Here is a 26201-nt window from a genome sequence, read left to right as displayed (position 1 = left end):
AGCTAAAAGCCAAATACAATTACAGGAGAAAGAGTATACTGGACGTCTGCTCAAGTCTCCATCCCTCCAGGCAGTTATTTAGTATCGGTAAGTCATAAAAGTCAAAACCCTTTTGTCTATAATTTATGCATGACGAACAGTTCTGAGCGATTATGATCACTGAGCCTGCGCCAACCGTTTCCCTGGCTGAAACGATTAAAAATGCCCGTATTAGTTTACTCGAGCGGTTGCAGGTCAGTTTAAGCCGGCCTGTAAGCGAGCGCTTGACACCTAACCAGGATGGGGTACCCTTCACGGATCTTGATGATGAACCGCCGCAAATCGCTTCCATTAAAAAACTGGTTAACAGCCTTTATTACGCAGAAAAAGCTGCTCAAGCCCAGGTATGGGAACGAATCGACTTTTCCAGTAATTGGGGAATCGCAAGCGGGATTGCGGGTAACCCTGTACAGATAGCCTATGATCTTTACCATCTCTACCTCGCTTTGGACAGCTTCAATGAGTCAGTGCCTGAGCTCCGGTTTTTGCTGCAGGAAAACCGGGATCTCATTCAACCAGTATACGATAATCTCGCCTCAGCTGTTCAGGCACTGGGCTTGGAAGAAAAGTATGCCCATCTGGATTGGGCCGGAGGTGCCGGCCTTCTATTGGGAGGTGGAGTCAATGCGCTTCATGCCGGAGAGAAAAGCAGTTTGCAGGGAAATGTTATAAGTGGACTATTGAATAATTTACCTGGATGGCTCAATGCGGCGTCAGCCGCATTGAATGCCGATAATCAACAGAATGCAGATGAGTTGAAGTTATCTGAGGAACAGCAGAAGGCTGTGAGCCGGGTTATTGACCTGGTATTCAGCGAAAAAAATGTGTTGAAAGCCTTCCCTGCGGTTGTAAAGGCTTTGCAGGGATTTAAAGAACTATATGAAAAAATAAATGCTGAAGGAAATAATATTTCCGAGGAAACAGTGAAGGCTTATATCCAATGGGGAAGTGAGGGATTAACCGCTCTCATTAGTGCTGCTGATGAACTGGAACGTCGTAATTATCTCAAGCAGGGAACAATCTCTGATGCTATTGTTGAGCAGGCAATTAATTTCCGTGCTGCAATTGAAGCCCGCATTGCACAATCTGCCGCGGTCAAATACCTGCCAGAAATGAATGCGCCAACGCTTGTGAAAGAAGCCAGTATGGGATTGGCCAGAGCATTTATTGTCCAGGGAAGGATCCGCGCTCTTGATGAGTCACGTATTGCTTCTTATGCAGAATTAAAAGAGCTGGAATTTAAAAAAGACAAAGCCAAGGAATTTTTTGAATTGCTCGCCAGATACGCCGGCAAGAATCTGGGAGATATTGCTGCAGAAGACAAACAGGCATTAAAACAGTCTTATCAGGCCATACAAACGGTGGTTGCTGCATCCAACATTGAGTTAGATCAATTAATTGTAAAATCATTAAATGCAGATGAAGCCCCTCCTGCTGAAGGCCGATTTGCCGGATTCTGGCGCGGTGTTGAGAAGTTAAAAAAAGCCGATATTAGCGGACTGATGAACGATATCCATAATTACCGTCACGGTGAAATCAATCTGGTCGGCGGTCTGAAACAAAAAGTATTGAAGTACTATGGGGATAGGGAAAATGCGGAGCTGCTTAAAGTCGAAATCATTAATGAAGCCCAGACTAGTATTGTGGAGAAGTTCAAAGGCAAGATAGTGCCTTACAGGCAAATCCTTGCTTCCAGGGATGTGGAAATATCAATTGATTCAGGCTCTGCGGCTAAGCGTCGGGGGCAGGGACTTATGGGCTTGCATGCCCTGGATAATCTGGCCGTGGTATTACCCGCTATCATCCGCCTTCTTGAGGAAGCGGGCGAGCATCCAGAGAATATTCCTGAGGGCAAACTTGATAATCTTCGGGCAGGATATTTACGGGTACAATCCACAATCCACAGTATCAATGCTGAACTCGATGACAAAATTACTGCCGCGTTAAATTCAGGTGACAAGACAGAATTAGCTAAAGTCCAGAGCGAATTGAACCATCCGGATTTTTCCGGGCAAATAAGGGCTTATAAGGCCATCTTATCTGGGATGGCTAACAGTGAAAGAACGCCTTTGCCAGTCATCGATAAACTCAACGCAGTGAACATTTCTTCAATTAATAATTTAAGGGGCAATTTTGCTGCCATTCAGGAAATGAAGTTATCCGGATCGATTGGCAAATTAGAGGAATATGTCAGAAACAAGCGTCTTGTCAATTTATCTTCCCTGGTGAATGAGAAAATTCAATCACCGCCTTATGCAGATGATTCTGCTGATCCCAAGGTAATTAAACAGATTAAAAATCTGGAGAATGGTTTATATAATTTGCGGACAGCGCTGGATGCTTTTGAAAAAATGAGTAATGAAGACTCACTCGTGAGTAAATTAATGAAGCTAAAAGAGCTTGCCTTGCAATTAAAAGCAGCCTGGGATGCCTTGAATAGCTTAACGCCAGAGTTAAAAGCACAGTACGCTTCAGTTTCAGAGGTGTTGTCCTCTTATGGAGGCCTGGTGAGTCCTGCGCAGGCACAATCACTCGACGGAGAGGGGCTGGAGGAGGCCAGGTCGAATATAGAACGAGGTGTCGACAGTTTATTCGCTGCCTCTGCGCTGGTGGCGGATAAACAACAGCAGTTGTCTAACTATTTTAATCTTCCAGTGGATATGAACCGACGGTTTAAGGGATATAGCCGGGAGGAATTGGCTAATCCAGAGAGGATGAAAAAAGAAATTGATGGGATTGTTGCTGGGCTTGAAAAATTTACTGAAGGAGCACAGTTGCAAGGCTTATGGAAATCGAAGGGTTTGCTGGCCCAGCTTAAGCGGTTTGGTGAACAATTAGGCGAGCTTGGAGACACAGCCAATACTATTGCAAGGGCTCAAACCGCTGAATTAAAAACCGGATTGTTTAAGGGCGTACTCGCTGAGCTTAGCCAGTTTGAAGATAATTATTATCTAAAACCGGGGGTAATGATTCACCCGGTGATGCAGAAGTTAAATGTATTTTTTGAGTCCATGTTAAGTGAACTGGATATGCCTTATGAGGATAAGCTTGCGGTTATTCAGCAGGCACAGTTTATTGATATTCTGAAAGAAGAAACAGAGAACCGCATCGCGCAATTACAGGATGAATTAAGCAAGACGGATGCACCTCAGGAAAAAATAAATATTGAATTCAGGATAAAGGGGCTTGAACAGAAAGTAAGCTATCTGGAGGAACTAGGTCAAGGTTATGCGGCAGCCTATGCTGAGCGCAAGGCTCAACTCCTGGATAAGGAATTTGAAAGACTGCTGGAGGGAGAATTCATCCCGGCCATAAGTCACTTAGGAAACCCTTTGAATGAGCCATTTCATACTCAATACATCAATGAACTGCGAAACTTTTATCAACAGAACAGAGAACGGCTAATCAGCGAGGGAAAGGCAGACAGTTTATCAATCACTGAGCTGAAAGCAGGACTTCATCACATTCAGGAGAGCCGATGGAAGACCTTCTGGTTCGTGGAGAGTGTGACCGAAATCATTGATAACCACATGAAGAAACTTAAACCAGGAGAAAATGAAGAGCTGGCAGAATTCGGGCATAAATTAATGCAGGATTTTCGTAACGGTACTATTCCTATCGAGACGCGTTATCAAGAGGCAAGAAGTCTGGACAGTAATAAGCATTTCCAGGAGATCGCAGCAAAAACCAGCAATGGCCGCGGCCTTTTATACGCCATCATCACATTTTTCAAAAGCATCGGCTATGTATTAAACCAGTCGGTGATTTCTCATAAAATGTCGATTAAGGAGTCCTACCAGCAATTTAAGGATGATGAAAAAGTCAGGCATGGTGAAGCCCTGCGGGAAGCCTATTTACATTTGCAGGAGAGACCGGAGTCAGAACCTTCTCCATTACCTGATTCCGGACAGGCAAAAATCGATGCTGAAAAAACAGATAAGTTTCGCAGTGCCCTGCAGCATTTATCAGAGGTGGAAGAGGAGGTAGCTATTAAACCAGCTCCTCCCTAGAGTTTGCTTTAAGGATTGCTTTACTTTGTTCGCAAAGACGAAGAGTTTAATCAGCGTAAGCTGTCTTTCCTCTCAACTTCCTGTCCCGCTGCTCGGGCTTCCCAAGCATTAATAATTTTTTCATGATCAATGATCTTGGTGTCGTTTTCTACAGTCATGCCGCATCGTTCCTCAATATAATCCATACGGCGGGCGAGACTTCCTTTTTTATTGAAAGGTTTGACCATCTCTTTTTCCAGAGCTTCCTGAAGATTCTCTAATAGGGCACCAACCGTTTTGGGACCTTCATATTTTTCCAAAAATGTATTGATAAGCTCAGTATGCTGCCGTTTAGGGTGACGGAAGAACTGCCCCCATTGAGTTAGCTTGCTAGCCTTAGCCGAGGTTTGCAAGGCATAATCATTCAGAATAATGCAGGCAGAGTGGAATTTCCTTTCATCTTCGCTTAAATGCCTCAGATTGTCAGTTCGACTCCACATTTCGCCGTAGGATTTTGGATATTTATGCCTTGTGAGAGTAACAGCTTCTTTCTCTTCCGCTCGCGGATCTGATTGAGTTGATCGGGGCGAAGTGCTTGATGATGGAGCAGAGGGAGGAATTGGCTTTTGCATTTGAGCACGGGGAGCGGGTTTTTCTTCCGCAAAGCGGTATAGTTGATCCAAAAACTTGCCAATTTCTTCTTCTTTTCCTCTGGACGGGATATTGAACGCGGGAACGATTTGGCTTGTGCGATCTATAAAGCGATTCTGAAGCGTTCTCAATAACTTCGTATTTTTAGAGTTGTCAGCTGGCCAGCCGGGATGTGTTCCCACTAAAACAAGCTTGGTGCTAGGATTCATTACTCTCAGAGCAGCAGTAATATCGGATTCTATGGAAGCTAAATTATTATCGTTCTTTGATAAATTGACTACATAAATAAGCACATCCGCATCTTTGTGATTATTCGCACGGTCAGGGCTAGTGGTCGCATTTATCAAATGTAAATTGGGAGATTTTTTCTCATTGATTAAATCATCCACAGCCCCAGTTCGGTCAATCTTTGCACGTTTTTTTTCTGCTTCGCTAAGTTCCTTGCGAGGTTTATTCAGAATGAAGTATGAGGATTCAGGGTTATGTTTTTTTTTGTCAGCTAGTCTTGATTGTTGGAGACTGGGTTCTATTAGTTGAGGCCACACACTTTCTGCATCACCTCGAATCAGGGCCTTGATTTCACGTTTTTGTTTTGCCATTATTTGCTCAATAAGTTGTTCAATTTGAGTTAATTATAGGCAATAATGGTTAAGGTTTTATTAAGAAAATTCAGGTAGGATGGACGAAAAAAAATCCCCGCTTGCACGGGGATTTTTTCAGATTAATTACGCGCTACAGCCAGGCCTTTGAGGATAGTCAGGGCTGCATACAGTTGATAATCTTCATGGAGAAGTGTCTTATCATCCTTGCTTGACTGCTCAGTATTTTTAGATTGCTCACTGGTGTTCGCCAGATGACCACTTAAATCAGCCTCGGAAAACCCGGTAAAGTTGCCTTTTGTATCATCTTTTGCCACAGTGACTTCGTCAATCACGATATCAGGGGTAATTCCTTTCGCCTGAATAGAGATACCAGAAGGGGTGTAATAAAGCGCTGTGGTTAATTTGATTCCCCGTTTATCATCCAGCGGCAGAATAGTTTGTACAGAACCTTTGCCGAAACTTTGGGTACCGACAATAATGGCCCGTTTGTTATCTTTCAACGCACCTGCCACAATCTCGGAAGCGGAGGCTGAGCCGTTGTTGATAAGGACAATCATTGGCGCATTATTCAAAAGGTCACCAGGATTGGCCAACGCGGTGAATTTGGAACCAGGTAAACGGCCCTGGGTATAGACAATCATTTCCTGTTTGCCGTCTTTTGACGTATCCAGAAACGCATCAGAAACCTGAATGGCTGAATCCAGCAATCCTCCGGGGTTGTTTCTAAGGTCAAGAATCAGGCCTTTTAAATTACCGCCTGCCTGTTGTTTCAGTTGGGCAATGGCTTTTTCCATATCATCGCCAGTCATTGCCTGAAACTGGGTCAGACGTATGTAACCATAGTTGTCATCAAGCAGTTTGCTTTTCACACTCTTGATAAGAATTTTCTCGCGAACCAGTGAAAAAACCAGGGGTTTGCTTTCACCTTTCCTGAGAACGGTCAGATCAATGGTTGTCCCAGCCTTCCCGCGCATTAAATCAACCGCTTCCTGCAAGGTGATTCCCTGAACGGATTGGCTGCCCAATTTGATAATATAGTCACCGGCCTTAATGCCAGCGCGGTAAGCAGGCGTGTCCACCAGAGGCGTTACTACTTTAACCACGCCTTCTTCCATGGTCACTTCAATGCCCAGTCCGCCGAACTCTCCGCTGGTGGAGGTTTGCAAATCTTTGAAGGCATCTTCATCAAGATAAGTGGAATGCGGATCCAGACCGCTTAACATCCCTTTAATGGCATTGTCGAAAAGTTCTTTATCGTCAATTGGTTTCACATAATATTTTTTGATTTGACTTAAGGCATTTGAAAACCGCTGGACATCTTCCAAAGGGATTTTCTTTGTACCTTCTGTATTCGTGTTTGTCGCTGTTGCCGAGGCATCAGTTGCATAGAGTTGAGCTGGAAACAAAAACGCAGTTGTTAATACTGTCGCCAGAGCACCAGAGTAAAACCGTTTGTTGCGCATAATGTTCTCCTTGGATAGTGTGCCACGCATCATGCGGTCACCTTCCGATGTCAAATTATATGAAGCAATATAAATGCCAGAGAATCTCTGGAAGTAAACTTTACTCGGGTAATTGCCTTGGCAATACCTGATTCGTCTACTCTGGGCTTATTACTTCGAGCATGAATCAACACAGCAAACGGGACAGAAAACCGAAAAATCCATTATTACAACTGCTTTCTTATCGATTACAGGTCACCGAGCTGGATTTGACTACTTCTGGCTGATATTTGTTATTATGTCGATGATTGTCAAATTACACAAATCAAGCTAACCATTCAAGTGGTGGAACAGCTTTGCCACGTTGCCTCACTTCGAAGTATAGACCGTTTTGTTTTATTCCGCCGCTGTGTCCTACGGAGGCAATCTGCTCCCCTTGCTGTACGGTTGCCCCCTTGCGCTTGAACAAGGATTGATTGTGCGCGTAAAGGGTCATAAAGCCTTGTCCATGGTCAATGATGATCAGTAATCCATAGCCATTGAGCCAGTCACTAAATACAATTTTGCCTGAAGAGACGGCACGCACAGGGGTTCCTTCTCCGGCAAAAAATGTCACCCCCTGGTTCATCCTTTGAAGGGAACGACTCTGAATCGGCCGGGGCAATTTATGCCGCATCTGAGAGAACGCCTGCCTGGGTACTGCGACAATGCTTTTCAAAGCCAGAGTTTTCAAGAGCCTGGAGAGATTCTCCTTGTTGTGTTCAAATTCCGCCAGTGTATGTTCTTTACTTTGAATTTCATTATTAAGCGATTGGAGAACCGCTTTATGATAATTTTTATCTTCCTGAAGCTGAGCCTGATGAATATGGAGGCGGTGTTGCAACTTGCGTTGCTCGGTCAGTTCTTCCCGCAGGCTTTGCTGGTTTAAGGTCAGATTCTTTTTAGTATTGTCAATTGCATCAATAATGTGTTGCCTTGATTGAACAATGTATTGGTGAAAGGTCAGTAATCGACTGATGGAATAAGGTTCATCCTGGTTGATAATCCATTTAACCGGTTGATATACACCTATTTTATAGCGTGCACGCACATGGCTTGCCAGTTGCTGCTGCTGTTTAATCAACTGCTGATTCAATTCCCGGATATGCTGTTCCAGACTCATTATCTTCTGTTGTTTACTGTCAATATTCGTTTGAATGGAATGCAATTGCTGAATGGCTTTATCAATTTGCTTTTCTGTACCTGCTAACTCACGATTCAGTGCGCCGCGTTTGTCATTGGCACTTGCCAGGACTTGTTTTAAACGATTAATCTGCGTATCAAGTTGCCTTAATTTATTTTTGGTTTGCTGTACAGATGAGTTGTCTATTGAATAGCCAACACCTGTCATGCATAAAGAGACAAGTATCCCTGCAATATAAGATCTGGCATTAGATAGAATCGGCATAATCGTCCACCAGAAGGGCTTGTCCAGTCATCTCATTAGGTTTGGGTAAATCAAGCAGAGAAAGAATGGTGGGAGCGATATCTATTAAACTGCCCTGACTGACATTAAAATGCTTTTTGCTTGATCCTACATAGAGGAAGGGGACCATTTCACAGGTATGGGCGGTATGCGCCTGCCTGGTGGCTTCATCAAACATTAATTCTGCATTGCCATGATCGGCCGTGATTAACAGGCAGCCTTCTTTTTTCTCTAAGGCATGCCATACCTCGCTCATGCAGTGATCCAGGCATTCAATGGCTTTCACTGTCGCTTGAAAATCCCCTGTATGTCCTACCATATCCGCATTGGCATAATTACAGATAATGACATCATAGGCATCGCAATTGATTGCATCTACCAAAGAACGGGTCAATTGGGGTGCACTCATTTCAGGTTGCAGATCATAGGTTGCCACGGATGGAGAAGGGATTAATATTCTATCCTCGTTAGGGAAAACCTGTTCTGATCCGCCATTAAAAAAGAAAGTGACATGTGCGTATTTTTCTGTTTCGGCAATTCTTAGCTGACTTAATCGATAATCGGCAAGCACTTTCCCGAGCGTATTGGTTAAAGGCGTCGGTGGAAAGGCAATGGAGGTTTTCAGGGCCTTGGAAAATTGCGTCATGCTGATAAAAGCAGAGAGCTGCGGTTTTTTGTTACGGATAAAAGCATCAAAAGAGTCACTAATAAATGATTCAGTTAATTGACGGGCACGATCCGCACGAAAATTAAAAAAGAAGACTGCATCCCCATCTTCAATTGCTTTGCCTTCACCAATCAGAGTTGGCGGAATAAATTCATCGGATTTATTCTCTGAATAGTAATGGTTAATCGCGGTATATGCATCTGCAAAATGGTGTTGGCTGTTGCCTTCAGTCAGTAAGCGATAGACAGGGGCTGTCCTCTCCCAGCGTTTGTCGCGATCCATCGCAAAATAACGTCCACAGATTGATGCAATTTGGGCCGTCGGGTAGTGTTTTAATTGCTGCTCAAGGGCTTCAATGCTCGCCAGGGCGCTCTGCGGCGGTGTATCGCGTCCGTCGAGAAAAAGGTGGAGATACACATTCGCGAAACGTTGCTGATGACAAAGCTTCAGGAAGGCAAATAGATGGTTTTGGTGGCTATGAACGCCCCCTGGGGATAATAAACCCATTACATGCAAGGCTTTGCCTTCTTGTTTCAGTTGTGCGAGGATATCAAGAAACAATTCATTCTGTTCAAATTCGCCCGTTTCAATCGCACGGTTAATACGGGTTAAATCCTGATAAATCAGCCGGCCTGCGCCAATATGCATATGTCCGACTTCCGAGTTACCCATTTGGTCATCAGGCAAGCCAACAACCTGGCCAGAGGCATTCAGCAGAATATGCGGTTGATGCGCCCACCAGTCATCCCACTGAGGTGTGCGGGCTGCAGCAATCGCATTATGCTCGTCGCTGCAGCTATGTCCCCAGCCGTCAAGAATCATTAGCACTAATGGTTTTCTTTGTTGCATGGGGTAACTCCGGCTATGGGTTTGTAATAATGTAAAATCTTTGTGCAGGAAAGATTTGCTGACTAAGTATATACTTATCAACCAGGTTTAGGCGAGTATTCAATGAGGAATTGCCAGGCTTTTTTTAGTGATTTTAAGACGATATTCGTCCTTTAATTTGCAAGGTTCATACTAAGGATACCTATGAAACAACATTCACCCGGATTTTTAAAGATAGTGACAGAGGCAAAACAACGCATTCGTGAAATATCGCCACAGACGTTAAAAGAAAAAATGGATCGTAAAGAATCCTTCCATCTGATTGATGTACGTGAAGACAGTGAGTGGGCTAATGGCCATATTCCTGGTGCTATCCATTTGGCTAAGGGTATTATTGAGCGCGATATTGAAAAGCAAATTCCGGATTTAAAGGCAGCAATAGTGGTTTATTGCAGCGGCGGTTTCCGTTGTGCCCTGGTTGCGGATAATCTGCAGGGAATGGGTTATCAACATGTTTATTCTTTAGATACCGGCTCGCAAGGCTGGATAGATGCCGGGTTTGATTGGGTTAAGTAAATCTGTTTGAGGTTAAACAAATGAAAATAGCAGTTTGCAGCGATGAGCTTTATCCGGTGAATGACTTTGTGGTAGAGCAATTAAAGCATTCCGGCCATGAGGTGCTGCTCTTTGGCGCAGTTAAATCGCGTAAAAATGAGCCCTGGATTACCGCCACCGAGGAAGCGGCCAGGGCAATCAGTCAAGGTATTTGCCAGGAAGGTATTTTCTTTTGCTGGACGGGTACTGGCACCTCTATCGTTGCCAATAAACTGCCTGGGATCCGGGCAGCGCTCTGTACCGATGCGCAAACTGCTGCTGGTGCACGGCTATGGAATAATGCCAATGTGCTTGCTTTATCCAATCGACTGTTAACGCAGGATTTGGCAAAGGAAATTCTCACTTCCTGGTTTAATACTCCTCTCAATGAGGAGAGTAGGAAAGCTGCGATTCAGATCGGGGAAATTGAGGGACGGTACTAGCGAGCCTTTCGGGCGAACTGTCTCGAATCCTCGCGGCTGCGACCGCGGGGCTCACACGAAGCCTATTTAGAATATTGGTTTTTGCTAATTTAGGGTAAGTTTGAAAGACTTGTTCCTAACTGCTTTTGCTATTTACGGCAACCTTGGATTCCTCTGAAGAGTATGTTCGGCCACCAAACATGGGCCCCGCGATCGCAGCCGCGGGGATTCGACTGCATTTGTGTCGATAGCTATGGCTGCGACCGGGTCCATCCACCCAGCCCTGACCATCTTTATCATAATTATAAAACTATTAACGAGGTGCAGCTTTAAACCCATGGGTTTCTTGCAACTTCTCTAATTCTTTAACACTATGTGGTTGACCAAAAAAATGCCACCAGTTCCTGTTCTTTGCACATATCTTTTCAATACCTGCCAGAGTCTGCTCAGTAGTCTCTATCTTATCCGATAATTTATTTTTGATGTCAGATAATTCTTTGACTTTAACAGAGCCTTCCCCCTTTGTTTTTCTACCATTTAAACCTTGTTCAATATTGTTAATCAAAACAGAAAGTAAGGACTCTAAATTACGTAGATCAGGCGACTGTGTATTTATTAGTGAAGGTTGTATGTTTTCATCATTAGGGTTTTCAGCTGCTAATGTCTGGGGAACAGCCGTATCAGGAGCTGATTGAGCTGAAGTTTCACTCTCTTCCGCTTGCGCTACTTCCTGTTCAATATGTAATTTGTCAGTCGCATTAAGAAAACTCAATGCCTCTTCATATCGCGCAGGAGATCGTTTTTTCAACTCAATAAAAACAGAACGATTTTTTTCAATCAAAGTATGCATGTCTTTAGCATCGAGTTGCGCAAAAACTTGTCCCATAATCGCCGGATTTCGAAAGCAGACATAAGATAACCAGGTAACATTTACAACATTGTGGTCTTCAATATAAATGACATGATGAATCATTAAGCTTAGGCGATCGGCGGCAGGTATAATAGCAATTAACTGCAGCAGTAAATCTCCAGCTTGACGACTGGAAGTCAGATCACATACATGATCTATACAGAAAACCCCCTCCGCCATAATCAGGCTAAATCTGTTGTTCTCTGGGTATAATTTTAAAATATCAATGAACTCTTGTGTGGCGATTGGAACAACTTTAACAGTTCGATGAAGATCTTCTATAAGTGTACGATGGCTAACAGCTGGAATTTTTTGTAATATTTGAATACAAAAATACCACCCAAAATCCACAAGGTAATTAAAAACCTGACTTGGGTTAGGATTTCCTATTCTTGTAATAAATAGGTTATGGCGCTGTTCTGGTGGAACTTTATCAAAAATTATTCCTAACTTTTCTTTAAGGTTTTCATGCAAATCCTGACGTCCACGTAACAAATCTTTAATAAGTATTTTAGTATCACCAACTAATTTATCTAAACAGCTTTTATTCTCATTATCTTTATTCTCTAATGCAGCCAAGCGCTGTTGACTATCAATTAATTCTAAAATAATTGTCAAAGGTTCAGCCTGATGCGCCAATACTGCTGCTTCGAGTAAACAGGGGATTTGTGCGGGCAGTTGTGTTTGCTCTTCTTCAGAAAAGAGGGACAATGCTATGGTTAACAACTCAGAATCCAGTGCTGTATATGCTAGTGCTGAAAAACCCTTTTCATCAAGGGAGGTCAGTAAGTTCTTTCGTCTATCAGGACTGACACAATCTAAACAGAGTTGAAATGTCTCCCGGCCTAATATGAAAGAATCGTCTTCATCTTTAGAGCTTAAAAAAGAAGAATAAAGGTCAGAAAATAAATTTGAAATTGCATTAAATCGCTGGTCATCATTCTCTATATTATCTAATAACTTTTTCAAACTTTTCTTATTGTGGCAGGCCGTTTGGAGTAAACTTGAAAAAGGAGCATAAAATTCGGTTTTAAATTGAGCTATCTCACTACGTTTGGAAGGTGAAAAGGTATTTAAGGCAATTTCTAATAATGCGGGATTTACACAAAGCTGGTGAATAAGAGGTAATTCTTGTAGAACAACAAGTGAGAAGTCTTCATATCCTTGTGTGAGTAAGGTATATCGATCTTCCTCGTTAAATTTATTGAGAATTACTGGCAAGATGGCTTTATTTAGAAATAATTGTTGGTAGACTTCGTAGTCACGGACTGTAAGTTCCTGCAAAATTTCTTTAAGTAAATCAGAGGTTATTTCTGTTTGCTCAAATCTTGAAATAAAGATTTCGCTTTCTGAATGAATTTTACGTTTATTTTTAATTATAAAATCGACAGTTTCTTTTGCTAGACTCATTGTTTATTACCCCAATACTACAATTCTGCAATTATAATGTATTGTACAATTAATGTACATGAGTATTTTTTACCGCTTGGCGCAAATAGAAACTATATAGAAATAGAAGACGGCGTTGCTGTAGTAAGATTTACAGCAACGACGACGTAACCACTACAACTTCAGACGATGTAGTGGTTTAAAATTGGCCTAAATGGCCATTATATTTTGTGCTTGAAGACCCTTGGCTCCTTGCGATACAATGAATTGTACCCGCTGACCTTCTGCGAGGGTTTTGAAGCCAGAACCTAAAATTTCTTTAAAATGAGCAAATACATCCGGGCCTGCTTCTTGCTCAATAAAACCAAATCCTTTAGATTCGTTGAACCATTTAACGACTCCATTTACTGTTTTAGACATAAGTATCCTTAAGTTTATTTTAATGCCTGCAAAGGCGAAATTTAGCCGGAACAGATCAAAAATTAAGAACTAACGAATGAGGGATTAAATGAATAAAACGACAATTTGAGAGTATAAAATAGACATTTTCAAGCTGGGATTAGAATACACCCGCTTAATGGTATAAGTCAATCTTATAATAATATTCTTGTCTGGTATCATATCATGAGCGGAATTAAAATTTGTTTGCCCGTCAGCTGTTTTATTAAGGCCTCGCAGAGCGTTGTTAATTCTTCCCGCTGCGGATTACTGGGCAAATCCAGGGCCTCAGATGCTGATATTTTGTTTTCGGTCATATGCCTTAGTAAATGATAGATAAAGTCAGTGATCTTCATAAACTCGACTATATAATCCTGGTTTCGCCAGATAATTAGGAAAGATTCGTTCTGTTCTTCAGGCAAGTAATTGACGCTGATTTGCTCCACAGGGTAATGATAATGCTGCATGCTGGCAGCACTGCTAAAGCGCAGGATGGCTGTCAGCGGATCCAATGGGGAGTTTACAGTCTCTTTTTCATCCTGAGCTAGCTCAATGACCAGTTCCATCCATTCATAGTGGGCCAGTTCTGCCAGAAAGGGGTAATTCACGCTGTTTGTTTCATATAGAAAATTAACAAATTCGCCAGGGATTTGATGGAACAACGGCGTGGTTACTGGATAGCTGCGAATGAAGCTGCGGATTAATTCCTCCCAAAAAATGGCAGGTATAATGGATCTGGACACTGGAAAACAGGGATTGATCAAATCGCAAAAGCTCATAAAAACGAGATGCTGATAAAAGCCCGGTTTATCTGCCTGTCTAAGCGATGTGGTAAACGCTGTCTGTAGATGATTTAGCGAAGGATTCATCGATTAGCCTGCAATACTTTTATCGCTTGAACTTCAAGCATAAGCTCAGTCAGGGGCGGTATATTCTGATCCCATTCCAATAGGGTGGGAACGGCAGCTTTCGACTGATATAGACTTTGCAGAAGCGCCCAAACCTCGGAACATACGGGGCTGCCGTGTGTATCAATGAGTAAATTGCTTCCCGTTTGTTCATGGCCAGCGATATGGACCAGCTGAATTCTATGAGCAGGAAGAGCGCTGATGAAGTCTTCGGCCTGATAATGATGATTGATGCTGTTTACATAAAGGTTATTGATATCCAGTAGTAAATCGCAATCTGATTCAGCAATCACCGCATTAATAAATTCAATCTCCGACATTTCCTGAGCAGCGAGGTAGTAATAGCTTGAGTTTTCAAAGGCAATCCGCATCCCCAGATAATCCTGCACATAGCGGATCCTGCTGCTGACATGCCTTACTGCTTCTTCAGTAAAAGGCAAGGGCAGAAGTTCGTAAAGATAACCCTGGGCATCCGTGCAATAACTCAAATGTTCGGTGTATTGCTGAATACCGTACTCTTTGAAAAACTGCCGTAACTGCTTAAGAAACCGGGTATCAAAAGGATTCATCCCGCCAATGGAAAGACTCAGGCCATGGGCGCTCAGAGGAAAGCGCTCACTCAGTTTACGAAGGGCATGGGCTCGCCATCCGCCAATTCCCAGCCAGTTTTCAGGCGCTAACTCAAGAAAATCAAAAGGCACTTCATTTGTGTCAACCAACTCCTTTAGAAAAGCGGTACGCAGACCAAGCCCCGTACCGTTTATCAATGCGTTTTGCATAGGTTTTCAATTAACTGGAAGAACCGCATTTACCTGCACCGCATTTACCGGCGGCACATTTTCCTTCGCCTTTTTTATCGTCTTTCCCATCATTGGTAGTTGTTTGTGCATCGTCTGGGGTAGAGGAATCGGCGATCAGGGTATTTTTATAGCCTTGCGGCAGGGAAGTAGTCTGGAAAGCCTGAGCCAGCGATACGGTTGAGGTCAGGCCAAGCCCTGTACCCAGAATGACAGCTATTGTTTTATTCATTGTCTTAACGCTCCTCATGTTTTTGCTCAGCCAGTTTACCAAAGCTCTTAATATTTTCCCATAAAGCAGTTAGACTATCGGCCAATTATAACTCTTGTTTCTGCGATATTAAGGTGAGCGAGCTTGAACAATAAGGTACCTCAACATATAGCTATCGTAATGGACGGTAATGGACGCTGGGCGCAGCAGCGCGGGCTGAACCGCGTAGAAGGGCATCGTGCTGGCGTAGATAGTGTAAAAACTGTGATTAAATGTTGTCTGGAAAAGGGAGTTGCCATATTAAGCCTTTTCGCTTTCAGCAGTGAAAACTGGTCAAGACCAGAGCCTGAAATTGATTTTTTAATGCAATTATTCATAAAGGCATTGCATGAAGAAGTCGCCGAACTGCATGAAAATGGTATACGTCTTTCATTTTTGGGTGATAGAAGTTATCTTTCTGATGAATTACGCAAGCAGATGCAGAGGGCAGAAGAGTTAACAGCAGGAAATGACAGGCTCCTTTTAAATATTGCCGTCAATTATGGTGGCCGCTGGGATATCGTACAGGCTGTCCAATCCATTGCAGATGAAGTTGCTTGCGGCAGGCTGGACAAAGAAGCTATCAATGAACGCTTAGTCTCAAATTATCTTAACACCGGAAAATTACCCGATCCTGATTTATTCATCAGAACCAGCGGGGAATTTCGAATCAGCAATTTTTTTCTTTGGCAGCTGGCTTATACCGAACTTTATTTTCCTTCCATTTCCTGGCCTGAGTTTTCCAGAGAGGAGTTCGAAAAAGCAATTGACAGTTTTAAACAGCGGCAAAGACGCTATGGTAAAACTTCTGAACAAGTGAGTGGGGACGCCTAATGTTTATACAACGTTTGTTAACGATACTGGTAATGGCACCTCTTGTCTTGTTAGGTATGTATTATGCAAATTACTGGTTTTTTGCTGCCGTTATCTTTCTGCTAGTGCTGGGATGCGGCTTGGAATGGCTGCAACTGGTACCTGTTAAGGCCTTCCCTTTGAAATTGGGATTTATTGCAATTTTAGTTGCTGCTTTGGCTTTATGTTATTTCTTCTATGAAGTCTGGTTAATTCCGGGAATGATTGCCTGGTTATTAGTAATTGCTGCGTTGCTCAGATTTCCTACTTCCCAGGCTTGTTGGGGAAAAGCAGGCGTAGTTGCATTTTCAGCTATACTGTTATTACCCTTGTTTGGCCAAAGTATGATAAATATTTTTGCTCTCCCACAAGGAAAAGCCCTGGTGGTTTATCTTCTATTACTGATTTGGGGAGCGGATATTGGCGCTTATATGGCCGGAAAGCAATGGGGGCGCCATAAATTAATTCCGGCAGTGAGTCCCGGCAAGTCTTATGAAGGGCTGGGCGGTGGGTTAAGTTTGGCTTTAGCCGTTGCAGTAGCGGGTTATACATATTTTAAACCCGACAACCCCATTAGATGGTTTCTAATGGCCTTGTCAGTCATTCTAATTTCGCTGGTGGGTGATTTAATTATCAGCATGTTTAAAAGACGAGTGCATATAAAGGATACCGGCCATTTAATTCCGGGTCATGGCGGTATTCTGGATCGTCTGGATAGCCTGATTGCTGCAGCCCCATTTTTTTATGCCTGGTTCTGGATGTCTGGATAATGCTATGTTACTAACGCTGCTTTATTTTTTTCTTGCCCTGTTCCTGCTAATCACCATTCATGAGTTTGGTCATTTCTGGGTTGCCCGTTTATGCGGCGTCAAGGTGTTGCGGTTTTCATTTGGCTTTGGAAAAGTGATTGCCAAATGGCATGACCGCAAGGGAACGGAATATGCCTGGTCCCTTCTGCCTTTAGGCGGTTATGTCAAAATGCTCGATGAAAGCGAAGGGGAAGTGCTTCCTGAGGAAAAACACCTCGCTTTTAATAATAAATCCGTTTGGCAGCGTATCGCCATAGTGCTGGCCGGTCCTGTTTTTAATCTGCTATTTGCTTTTGTCTGCTTATGGCTTGTCCTGATTATTGGAATCAAATCACTGGCGCCGATGATTGAGGACGTAAAGCCGGGAACCCCTGCGGCTCATGCCGGACTGACTGCGAAAGAAGAAATTATCGCCATGGAAGACCGGCCAATTACCAGCTGGAGGGATTTTCAATATGCCTTTATGCCTTTGGTGGGAAGCGATGAAAAAGTCTCTCTAACGGTAAAATCAATGCTCAATGGCCAGCACAGAACGCTGTGGTTATCCCTGCATAACTGGGAAATTAATCCAAAAAAACCTGATCTTCTGGGCAGCCTCGGGATTGTGCCGTTTATTCCATCCATTCCGCCTGTGATTGGTGAAGTAATGAATGGTTCACCGGCTGAACAGGCGGGTCTTCAGGTTGGCGATCGCATCCAGACGATGGATAAGCAGAAGTTGGGCGATTGGTTAGTTCTGGTAGAGTTTGTCAGGTATCACCCGGGGCAGGTTCTTCAGTTGTCAGTGCTGAGAAAAGATAAATTGCTTGAAATTCCTGTAACGATTGGTACAAAAAATAACGAGGGACAAAGTGAGGGATTTCTGGGGGTTAAATCGGAAAAAGTAAACTGGCCGCCCCAATGGCTGCGTTTGCAAAGAGAAGCGCCGCTTCCTGCTTTAAAAATCGCCCTGCAGCAAACAGTCGAACTTACCGGTGCTACCTTTTCCCTCATTGGACGTTTTGTAACCGGGCAATTAGGTCTGGATACGCTGAGCGGCCCGGTAGGGATAGCCCAGGGGGCGGGAGAGTCAGGTCGCAGTGGAATTGCTTATTATTTATCGTTTCTGGCCTTAGTCAGTATAAGTCTTGGCGTATTAAATCTCTTGCCCGTTCCTATGCTCGATGGCGGGCATCTGCTTTTCTATATGATTGAACTGGTCACAAGAAAGCCATTGTCTGAAGAATTCAGAACAATTGGTCTCTATATTGGTTTAGCTTTTTTGGTTACTTTAATGTTTTTAGCGTTAACTAATGATCTCTCTCGCCTGACAGGTTAAAATAGCGCCCTGCATTATAGAATGATAACTATGCAATTCTTGACAGGGAAGGTCAGTTCCGATAAAAGGGTGCAATTGTTTTCTCCAAGCCTGCCGATAAGACAGCATTGGTCGGCAAATTTTTAAGCAGTACTGGACGTAGAATAATAATGAATAAAGTCAGTAAAAAAATAGTATTGGGTATCTGTTGTTCCGCCATGCTTACTCTTTCGGTGCAACTGCATGCAGCCGGCGGGTTTATAGTAAAAGATATTAAGGTGGTAGGCTTACAACGCGTCAGTGTTGGAACAGTACTTAATTACTTACCAGTACAGGTAGGTGAAGAAGTCGATGCTTCTTCTACTGGAGAAATTATTCGCTCCTTATATGATACCGGTTTTTTTCAATCAGTATCCCTGGAGCGGCAGGGAAATACCCTGATTGTCAATGTGGTTGAGCGGGCAACGATCGGCTCGATTACCGTCACGGGTAACTCTGAAATACCCAGTGATAAGATGAAAGAGCTGCTCAAACAGATGGGATTGGCCAAGGGCCGTGTTTTCCAGCGCTCATCCCTGGAGCGATTGGAGAAAGAATTAAAGCAGGCCTATAATGGCCGCGGCAGATACAATGCCCGTATTGAATCGCAAGTGACCCAGCTTACTGAAAACCGTGTGGCGATTAATGTGACTGTTTCCGAGGGGCGAGTTTCTCGTATCAAGGAAATTCGAATCATTGGCAATCATGATTTTTCCGATAATGAATTACTTGCCGAAATGTCCCTGTCCACCAGTGGCATTTTCACTTACTTCAGTAAAAAAGATCAATATTCAAAAGCAGCGATGGATGCTTCGCTAGAGTCCATCCGCTCATTTTATCTCGATAGAGGCTATCTGAAGTTTGAAGTGATCTCCTCTCAGGTTTTGCTTTCGCCTGACAAAAAAGATGTTTATATCAATATTCATATAGAAGAAGGCCCGCAATACCGTTTCTCCGGTTATGCATTAGCAGGTAAAACCATATTGCCGAAAGAGAAATTGGACTCTCTGATTCAGGTGAAGCAGGGCGATGTTTTTTCCCGTAAAAAGGTCACTGAAAGTATTTCGTCAATTGGCCTGGCATTGGGTGATATTGGTTACGGCTTTCCCGCAATAAATGCAGAGCCGCGAATTGATGAAACAGATAAAACCGTATTTATTACTTTTGTCATTGAACCTGGCCGTCATGTTTACGTTCGACGTATTAATTTTCATGGCAATACCAAAACGGGTGACTATGTATTAAGAAGTGTAATCCGCCAGAATGAGGGCGGACTGCTTTCCCTCCATAATATTAAAGAATCAGAGCGGCAGTTGCGGTTACTGAGCTATTTGAAAGATATTAACATCAAGACTACACCAGTACCGGGTACTAACAATCAGGTTGACCTTGATGTACAGATGGAAGAAGCGCCTTCCGCTGAAGCGACTGCTTCGCTTGGCTATGGAACCAATGGTCCGCAATTTAATGCCTCGGTGAACCAGCATAACTTTATGGGAACAGGGCGTTCAGTAGGCTTCTCCTTTAATGCGAGTTATTATGGCCAGGATTATAACCTGAGTTATTATAATCCCTTCTACACCAACACTGGCGTAGGACGCGGGATTAATCTCTATTACCAGACAGTTGATCCCGGCAAACTGGATATTAGTGCTTACACCTCCGATCGCGTGGGAGGGGATGTCAGTTATAATGTCCTGCTTAGTGAGAACAGCAGCGTACAATTCGGTTATGGATTCCAGAATTTATTTATCAAATCGGTGGGTACTGCACAGCAGATTCAAAACTTTGTTAATATGTACGGACGAAGCTTTAATGAGATTCGCCTGACATCAGGCTGGAGCCGTAATACCTATGATCAGATGCCATTCCCTACAAGGGGTATGAACCAACAGGCCAGTGTGCTATTTGCCCTGCCTGCTACATCAGATTCCCTGGATTATTATAAAACCTCTTACTCAGCGCACATGTATTATCCGTTAACGCATGGCTTTGTTTTCTCCCTTTTGGGAAATATTGCTTATGGTAATGGTTTTAGTAACCAGGGCTTGCCATTTTTTGAAAACTATTATGCAGGGGGTATAGCCCAACCTGGCCAGGTTCGCGGCTATCAGAGCTACTCACTGGGCCCAAGAGATACCGTAGGAAATGCCATGGGTGCGAACTTCCTGGTGAATGGCAGCGCAGGCATCGCTTTACCTTATCCTTTGAGTCGGGACAATATCAGAACCATGGCGTTCGTGGATGCAGGTAATGTATTTGTCCGTGGAACACCATTAGCTCTGGCGGGTTGGGGAGACGGCCCAATGCGATATTCAGCAGGTCTTTCGGTAGAATGGCGCTCGCCATTTGGCCCATTGGCATTTAGTTTGGCCAAGCCTCTGAACATGCAGCCTGGCGATGAGCAGCAATTCTTCCAGTTTTCGCTGTCTTCCGGATTTTAATGGAGATGACACGAATCCAACGGCGACCACCCGATTCCCTGCGGGCTTCGCCCCTTTGAATCCCGCGGTGCAGCTTCTTTCGAATCCCGCGGTGCAGCTCTTTCGAATCCCCGCGGCGTTGACCGCGGGGCCCATGTTAGGCCTATGAAGAGTTCGGGAAATCGACAATCTGCAGGAGTAAGATTGATGAACTGCTTTGTAACTGGTGCTCTGAATAAGATTCGTGTGGGCCCCGCGGTCGCAGCCGCGGGGATTCGTATGGCCTTTTCCGCGGGGATTCGTATGGGCCTTGCCGCGGGGATTCCTATGGTCCTTGTCCCGTGGGTTCGGATATAAATTTTTTTATCAGAGATCTTGATTGGCTTTATCGCAAGTGTTATGAATTTGTGCTAGCATTTGTGCTTTGATATCAGGAGAAAAACATGAAGCGTGTGAGCGGGTTATTTATTGCATTGTTGTTTAGCTTAGGCATGACTAATGCGTTTGCTGATTGGTCTAAAATTGGCGTGGTTGATTTGCAGAAAATTATGCAGACCTCTAGCCAAATGAAAGCTATTCAACAAAAACTGGAAAAAGAATTCAAACCAAGACGCGATAAACTGGTCGCCATGGAAGAAGGTTTGAAAAAAGACATGGAAAAGTTCAAGCGTGATAGTGCTGTCATGAGCCAGGCTCAAAAGAAAGACATGGAGAAAAAGATTGTTTCCCAGCAACAGACTTTTGAAAGAGAAGGCCAGCAGTATCAGCAAGAACTAAGTACTGCGCATAACGAAGCAATGGAAGAGTTATACGGTAAAATCCGTAAGGCAATCAGTAAAGTAGCTGAGAACGATAAATACGATTTGATTTTACAGAAAGATGCTACTCCGTTTAGCAACGATAGCCTCGATATTACTGATCAGGTTCTGAAACAAATCAATTAATTCGTGAACTCATCGTATACCCTGGCCTTTCTGGCTGAATACCTGGATGGGAAAAGCGGAGGAAATCCGCAACAACCCATCCAGGGGCTTTCATCTCTCAGCAGGGCTAACTCCTCTCAAATCGCTTACTATAATAATCATCTGCCCCTTATTTTACTGAAGAATACCCAGGCTGCTGCTGTATTACTCACCCAGGCTGTTGCCCATCATTCTCCGGTTAGCACTATTACCGTTTCAGATCCCCTTCCTGCGTTCCAGTCCCTTCGCCGTTTATTTGCAACCGCCAATGAATCGAGGCCTGCTTTTATTCATCCCCAAACTGTTATTGCTGATTCCGCAACAATTGGCGAGGGGGTTTCGGTAGGGGCGAACAGCAACATTGCCGAGCAGGCCAAACTGGGTAACTCTGTCCACATTGGAAGTAATTGTTCTATTGCTAATGACGTCAGGATTGGCGAATACACCCGGATAGGCAATAATGTGAGCATCGAGGAGGGGGTAGTCATTGGTTCCCATTGTATAATCGATAGCGGAGCGGTGATCGGCGCGGAACCTTTCCATGGATATAAAATTAGGGGCAGCTGGGCTGCAGAGGCTGCAGTAGGCTCTGTTGTCATCGATGATGCGGTGACTATTGGCGCAAATACCGTTATTGTCAGGGGTGTTGCCGGAGACACCTGCATTGGCAAAGGCGTGCAAATTGATAACTTGGTGCAAGTGGCACATGATGTTACCATAGGCCAGCATACCGCAATTGCAGCCTGCGCTGCGATTGGAGCATTTACCCAAATCGGTTCTCATTGTATCCTTGGCGGGGCAAGCAGTTTGGCTGCTCATCTTTGCCTGGTAGATGATGTGGTAATAACAGGTATGTCGACAGTAAATAAGTCATTAAGTAAACCGGGCATTTACTCATCCGGCACAATGATTAGCGAACATCATCGCTGGCGGCGTAATGCAGCACGATTTAAACGTCTTGATGACTATATTTCGCGGCTTGTCAGTTTAGAAAAAGATCGGTTAAGAGAAGATTGAATCTTTCCATCCGTTCAGCGACGAAAGATTTCAGTTGAAGGCATTATCAAAGATTGAGAGATATTACATGAGTGAGGCCATAGATATATCAAAAATTCTTGAGCTTATACCGCATCGGTATCCATTTATTCTAGTAGATAGAGTACATGAATATAAGCCCTTGGATTATTTGATCGCGATTAAAAATGTTACTATTAATGAACCTTTTTTTATGGGTCATTTTCCGGGTAACCCCATTATGCCGGGAGTATTAATGTTGGAGGCTTTGGCTCAGGCCAGCGCTATATTGTCCAACCTGTCGCGGACCCCAAAAGAGGGACATGAATTTATTTATTTCTTTGCCGGAATCGATAATGCAAAGTTTAAACAAATAGTGACTCCAGGGGATCAGCTCCGATTGGAAGTAAAACTTATGGGACAAAAACGAGATTTTTGGCGTATGCATGGCGAGGCATTTGTCGGCGACAAACTGGCCTGCTCCGCTGATTTAATGAGTGCAGCGAAGGAAGTGAAAAAGTGATAGATGAAGGTGCAATTATTCATCCCTCGGCCAAATTGGCGAAAGGGGTTTCTGTAGGTCCAGGCAGCATTATTGGAGCCGATGTTGAAATAGGCGAAGGTACATGGATTGGACCTCATGTGGTAATTCAAGGACCGACTACTATTGGGAAAAATAATAAGATTTTTCAATTTGCTTCCGTAGGAGATGAGCCACAGGATATTACCTACCAGGGCGAGCCGACCAGGCTGGAGATTGGTGATAACAATGTGATCCGCGAATATTGCATGATTAGTCGCGGAACCGTTAAAGGCGGCGGCGTGACTCGCGTTGGGAATGGCAATTTTTTAATGGCCTACTCGCATATCGGCCATGATTGCATGATCGGTAATCAAATAATAATGGTCAATTATGCTGCATTATCGGGGCATGTAACTGTCAATGACTATGCCATTATAGGTCCCTATGCGGCTGTGCATCAATTCTGCCAGGTAGGCGCTTATGCTTTCATCGCCAGAGCCACTTATGTTACTAAAGACGTGCTGCCTTACGTCATGATTGCCGGACATACGACCTCTGCCTGTGGTATTAATACAGTAGGATTACGCCGCCGTGGTTTTTCTTCCAATGCAATTGATGGTTTACGGCGCGCCTATAAGATTATTTTCCGCAAGGGACTAACCGTCCAGCAGGCTGTTGCAGAACTTGAGCTTATGCAGGCTGATTGCCCTGAAGTGATACCGATGATCGATGCATTGAATCAGTCAACACGAGGGATTGTCAGGTAAAACGTTTTTGGGAGTCACCGTGGTGGATTGCTTCACTTCGTTCGCAAAGACGGAGGGCTTCGTCATCAAAGATGGGGGCTTCATGCGGCTGTTGGCAAGGAAGAAGTATAAAAGGAGCGTAAGTATGTGGTCAGTTATATTGGTTGCTGCAGGCGGCGGATTAGGCGCTGTGTCACGTTTTGGAACCAGTACCCTGGCTCTGAAGCTCTGGGGCTCTCGTTTTCCTTACGGTACCTTGCTTGTTAACAGTTTCGGCTCTTTCCTGGCCGGATTTTTGATGATTTTACTGCTGGAGCGATTCGCTGTCAGCGACTACTGGCGGTTGTTCTTTATGGTTGGATTTCTGGGAGGTTTTACTACCTTTTCCAGTTTTTCATGGGAAACCTGGATGCTTTACCAGGATAGTCAATACTTCAGTGCTTTTCTGAATATTATTTTAAATAATTTATTGGCTTTGGGCCTGGCTTTTCTCGGTATGCATTTTGGACGCTGGATTGGAGGAATTTATTAATGCAGGTTAAAGTAGTGCGTATTTATCTGAGTGAGGATTCTCCCTGGCTTAACGAAATTTATAATTATCTTCATGATCAGAAAGTGAAGGGGGCGACAATCTTTCGTGGAGTAAAGGGGTTTGGCCATACCGGTAAGCTGCGGGAGGCAAAGCTAATGGACATGCACTTTAATTTGCCGATGGTTTTGGAATTTGTGGATGAACCCGCTATTGTCGATAATGTCTTGAAATATCTGGAGGGCAAAATCGAATCAGGACGGGTTTTACAATGGAACGCCGAATTAACCATCGGTTAGTCTTTGGCCATTGACATATTATAATTGAGGTGAAATTCATGTTGGATATCCAGTTATTACGCGAAAATCCCCATTTAATTGCCGAGAGGTTGGCTACACGCGGATTCCAATTTAATACGCAGCAATTCCTTCAACTGGAGGAACAGCGTAAGGCTTTGCAAGTAGCCACACAGGCTTTGCAGAATGAACGTAATCAACGCTCCAAAGCGATTGGTCTTGCCAAATCACGCGGCGAGGATATCGATTCCATGCGCGAAGCGGTGAATGAATTGGGCAAGCAGCTGGAAACTAATAAGCAGGACTTAGATGCTGTATTAAAGCAGCTTGATGCGCTGCTGCTATCCATTCCTAACCTGCCTCATGAATCAGTGCCGCTAGGTGAAGATGAAACCCAGAATAAGGAAGTCAGGCGTTGGGGAGAAATTCCGCAGTTTGATTTTGCCGTAAAATCACATGATGAATTGGGTGAGGCAAAAGGCTTGCTCGATTTTGCACTTGCTGGAAAAATTACCGGCAGCCGCTTTGTTGTGATGAAACAGAATCTGGCTCGTATGCATCGCGCCTTGATTCAGTTCATGCTGGATATCCATACGCTTGAACACGGATACAATGAGATCTATGTTCCCTACATTGTCAATGCAGACAGTTTACTGGGAACCGGTCAGCTGCCAAAATTTGAAAATGATTTGTTTAAATTAACCGGCGAGCAAAACTATTATCTCACCTCCACTGCGGAAATTCCCGTTACCAATACTGTGAGAGATTGCATTATTCCCGCTCAGGACTTACCGATTCAGCATGCCTGCCATTCGCCTTGTTTCCGCAGTGAAGCAGGTTCTTACGGTAAAGATACCAAGGGCATGATTAGGCAACATCAGTTTGAGAAAGTTGAACTGGTGTGGATTACCAGGCCGGAAACTTCTTATGAGACTCTGGAAAAGCTGACAAGTCATGCAGAGGTCATTCTGCAGCGCCTCGGCTTAGCCTACCGCGTGGTAAGCTTATGTACGGGGGATTTGGGAGCAGGTTCTGCCAAAACTTACGATTTGGAGGTGTGGCTGCCGAGTCAGAACACTTATCGGGAAATTTCTTCCTGCTCCAACATGGAAGCATTTCAGGCCAGACGAATGAAGGCCCGTTATCGTCATCCCGAGACTCAGGATATCCACTTGGTACATACCCTGAATGGTTCGGGGCTGGCAGTAGGCCGTACTTTGGTAGCTATTATGGAGAATTATCAGGACAAAGAAGGGAATATCCACGTGCCTGAGGCTTTGCAGCCGTATATGGGAGGGTTAAAGCTTATTTAACCCTCTA

Annotated in this window: 23 protein-coding genes; 14 read left to right on the top strand and 9 right to left on the bottom strand. The window is 43.9% G+C overall.

Features of this window, described 5'->3' with window-relative positions:
- The first annotated feature begins 152 nt into the window (after nucleotides 1–152).
- A complete protein-coding gene (locus DYH42_RS12355) occupies nucleotides 153–4049 on the top strand; it encodes a hypothetical protein (RefSeq protein ID WP_058522512.1) in 3897 nt (1298 codons plus the stop codon).
- 50 nt (nucleotides 4050–4099) lie between these two features.
- Here DYH42_RS12355 and DYH42_RS12350 read toward each other — a convergent pair whose 3' ends face one another.
- The 4 genes from DYH42_RS12350 to gpmI form a co-directional block, all read right to left on the bottom strand.
- Nucleotides 4100–5278, bottom strand: coding sequence for a hypothetical protein (locus DYH42_RS12350; RefSeq protein ID WP_058522511.1), 1179 nt, complete (start codon nucleotides 5276–5278; stop codon nucleotides 4100–4102).
- A 122-nt stretch (nucleotides 5279–5400) separates the two neighbouring features.
- Nucleotides 5401–6744: a S41 family peptidase gene (locus tag DYH42_RS12345; RefSeq protein ID WP_058522510.1), complete on the bottom strand. Its 1344-nt coding sequence runs from the start codon at nucleotides 6742–6744 to the stop codon at nucleotides 5401–5403.
- 304 nt (nucleotides 6745–7048) lie between these two features.
- Nucleotides 7049–8170: a murein hydrolase activator EnvC family protein gene (locus tag DYH42_RS12340; protein ID WP_058522509.1), complete on the bottom strand. Its 1122-nt coding sequence runs from the start codon at nucleotides 8168–8170 to the stop codon at nucleotides 7049–7051.
- Entirely contained in the window at nucleotides 8154–9704 is a 1551-nt protein-coding gene (gene gpmI / locus DYH42_RS12335) for a 2,3-bisphosphoglycerate-independent phosphoglycerate mutase (RefSeq protein WP_058522508.1), read from the bottom strand. The genes DYH42_RS12340 and gpmI overlap by 17 nt, the downstream gene beginning before the upstream one ends.
- 183 nt (nucleotides 9705–9887) lie before the next feature.
- Between gpmI and DYH42_RS12330 the strand changes: the two genes are divergently transcribed.
- Together DYH42_RS12330 and DYH42_RS12325 are read left to right on the top strand one after the other, a co-directional pair.
- Entirely contained in the window at nucleotides 9888–10259 is a 372-nt protein-coding gene (locus DYH42_RS12330) for a rhodanese-like domain-containing protein (RefSeq protein ID WP_058522507.1), read from the top strand.
- A gap of 20 nt (nucleotides 10260–10279) precedes the next feature.
- A complete protein-coding gene (locus tag DYH42_RS12325; protein WP_058522506.1) occupies nucleotides 10280–10720 on the top strand; it encodes an RpiB/LacA/LacB family sugar-phosphate isomerase in 441 nt (146 codons plus the stop codon).
- 292 nt (nucleotides 10721–11012) lie between these two features.
- Here DYH42_RS12325 and DYH42_RS12320 read toward each other — a convergent pair whose 3' ends face one another.
- The 5 genes from DYH42_RS12320 to DYH42_RS12300 all read right to left on the bottom strand — a co-directional run bounded on the left by DYH42_RS12320 (nucleotide 11013) and on the right by DYH42_RS12300 (nucleotide 15373).
- On the bottom strand, nucleotides 11013–13019 hold the full coding sequence (locus tag DYH42_RS12320) for a hypothetical protein (RefSeq protein ID WP_058522505.1): 2007 nt from the start codon (nucleotides 13017–13019) through the stop codon (nucleotides 11013–11015).
- 189 nt (nucleotides 13020–13208) lie between these two features.
- A complete protein-coding gene (locus DYH42_RS12315) occupies nucleotides 13209–13418 on the bottom strand; it encodes a cold-shock protein (RefSeq protein ID WP_058522504.1) in 210 nt (69 codons plus the stop codon).
- A 197-nt stretch (nucleotides 13419–13615) separates the two neighbouring features.
- Nucleotides 13616–14305, bottom strand: coding sequence for an HvfC family RiPP maturation protein (locus DYH42_RS12310; RefSeq protein ID WP_058522503.1), 690 nt, complete (start codon nucleotides 14303–14305; stop codon nucleotides 13616–13618).
- Nucleotides 14302–15123: an HvfB family MNIO-type RiPP peptide maturase gene (locus tag DYH42_RS12305; protein ID WP_058522502.1), complete on the bottom strand. Its 822-nt coding sequence runs from the start codon at nucleotides 15121–15123 to the stop codon at nucleotides 14302–14304. Before DYH42_RS12305 ends, DYH42_RS12310 begins: the two co-directional genes overlap by 4 nt.
- Before the next feature lie 10 nt (nucleotides 15124–15133).
- The gene (locus DYH42_RS12300; protein ID WP_058522501.1) at nucleotides 15134–15373 is read right to left on the bottom strand and encodes a hypothetical protein; all 240 of its coding nucleotides are present in this window, start codon (nucleotides 15371–15373) and stop codon (nucleotides 15134–15136) included.
- Between the two features lie 123 nt (nucleotides 15374–15496).
- Between DYH42_RS12300 and DYH42_RS12295 the strand changes: the two genes are divergently transcribed.
- The 11 genes from DYH42_RS12295 (at nucleotide 15497) to serS (ending at nucleotide 26194) form a co-directional block, all read left to right on the top strand.
- Complete coding sequence (locus DYH42_RS12295; RefSeq protein WP_083503047.1) at nucleotides 15497–16225, top strand: undecaprenyl pyrophosphate synthase; 729 nt, start codon at nucleotides 15497–15499, stop codon at nucleotides 16223–16225.
- Nucleotides 16225–17013, top strand: a complete 789-nt coding sequence (locus DYH42_RS12290) for a phosphatidate cytidylyltransferase (protein WP_058522499.1) — start codon at nucleotides 16225–16227, stop codon at nucleotides 17011–17013. The genes DYH42_RS12295 and DYH42_RS12290 overlap by 1 nt, the downstream gene beginning before the upstream one ends.
- A 4-nt stretch (nucleotides 17014–17017) precedes the next feature.
- Entirely contained in the window at nucleotides 17018–18370 is a 1353-nt protein-coding gene (gene rseP / locus DYH42_RS12285; RefSeq protein WP_058522498.1) for an RIP metalloprotease RseP, read from the top strand.
- 149 nt (nucleotides 18371–18519) lie between these two features.
- On the top strand, nucleotides 18520–20832 hold the full coding sequence (bamA, locus tag DYH42_RS12280; protein ID WP_058522497.1) for an outer membrane protein assembly factor BamA: 2313 nt from the start codon (nucleotides 18520–18522) through the stop codon (nucleotides 20830–20832).
- Between the two features lie 422 nt (nucleotides 20833–21254).
- The gene (locus tag DYH42_RS12275) at nucleotides 21255–21755 is read left to right on the top strand and encodes an OmpH/Skp family outer membrane protein (protein ID WP_058522496.1); all 501 of its coding nucleotides are present in this window, start codon (nucleotides 21255–21257) and stop codon (nucleotides 21753–21755) included.
- A 3-nt stretch (nucleotides 21756–21758) separates the two neighbouring features.
- Entirely contained in the window at nucleotides 21759–22790 is a 1032-nt protein-coding gene (lpxD, locus tag DYH42_RS12270; RefSeq protein WP_058522495.1) for a UDP-3-O-(3-hydroxymyristoyl)glucosamine N-acyltransferase, read from the top strand.
- 67 nt (nucleotides 22791–22857) lie between these two features.
- Nucleotides 22858–23310: a 3-hydroxyacyl-ACP dehydratase FabZ gene (gene fabZ, locus DYH42_RS12265; protein WP_058522494.1), complete on the top strand. Its 453-nt coding sequence runs from the start codon at nucleotides 22858–22860 to the stop codon at nucleotides 23308–23310.
- On the top strand, nucleotides 23307–24077 hold the full coding sequence (lpxA, locus tag DYH42_RS12260) for an acyl-ACP--UDP-N-acetylglucosamine O-acyltransferase (protein ID WP_058522493.1): 771 nt from the start codon (nucleotides 23307–23309) through the stop codon (nucleotides 24075–24077). Before fabZ ends, lpxA begins: the two co-directional genes overlap by 4 nt.
- A 124-nt stretch (nucleotides 24078–24201) precedes the next feature.
- Nucleotides 24202–24588, top strand: coding sequence for a fluoride efflux transporter CrcB (crcB, locus tag DYH42_RS12255; RefSeq protein ID WP_058522492.1), 387 nt, complete (start codon nucleotides 24202–24204; stop codon nucleotides 24586–24588).
- Nucleotides 24588–24884, top strand: a complete 297-nt coding sequence (locus DYH42_RS12250; RefSeq protein ID WP_058522491.1) for a DUF190 domain-containing protein — start codon at nucleotides 24588–24590, stop codon at nucleotides 24882–24884. Before crcB ends, DYH42_RS12250 begins: the two co-directional genes overlap by 1 nt.
- A gap of 38 nt (nucleotides 24885–24922) precedes the next feature.
- A complete protein-coding gene (gene serS, locus DYH42_RS12245) occupies nucleotides 24923–26194 on the top strand; it encodes a serine--tRNA ligase (RefSeq protein WP_058522490.1) in 1272 nt (423 codons plus the stop codon).
- The last annotated feature ends 7 nt before the right edge of the window (nucleotides 26195–26201 follow it).

Source organism: Legionella birminghamensis, from assembly GCF_900452515.1.
GTDB lineage: Bacteria > Pseudomonadota > Gammaproteobacteria > Legionellales > Legionellaceae > Legionella_C > Legionella_C birminghamensis.
Note: the sequence above shows the minus strand (reverse complement) of the source record. Positions and strands in the feature narration are given on the sequence as shown.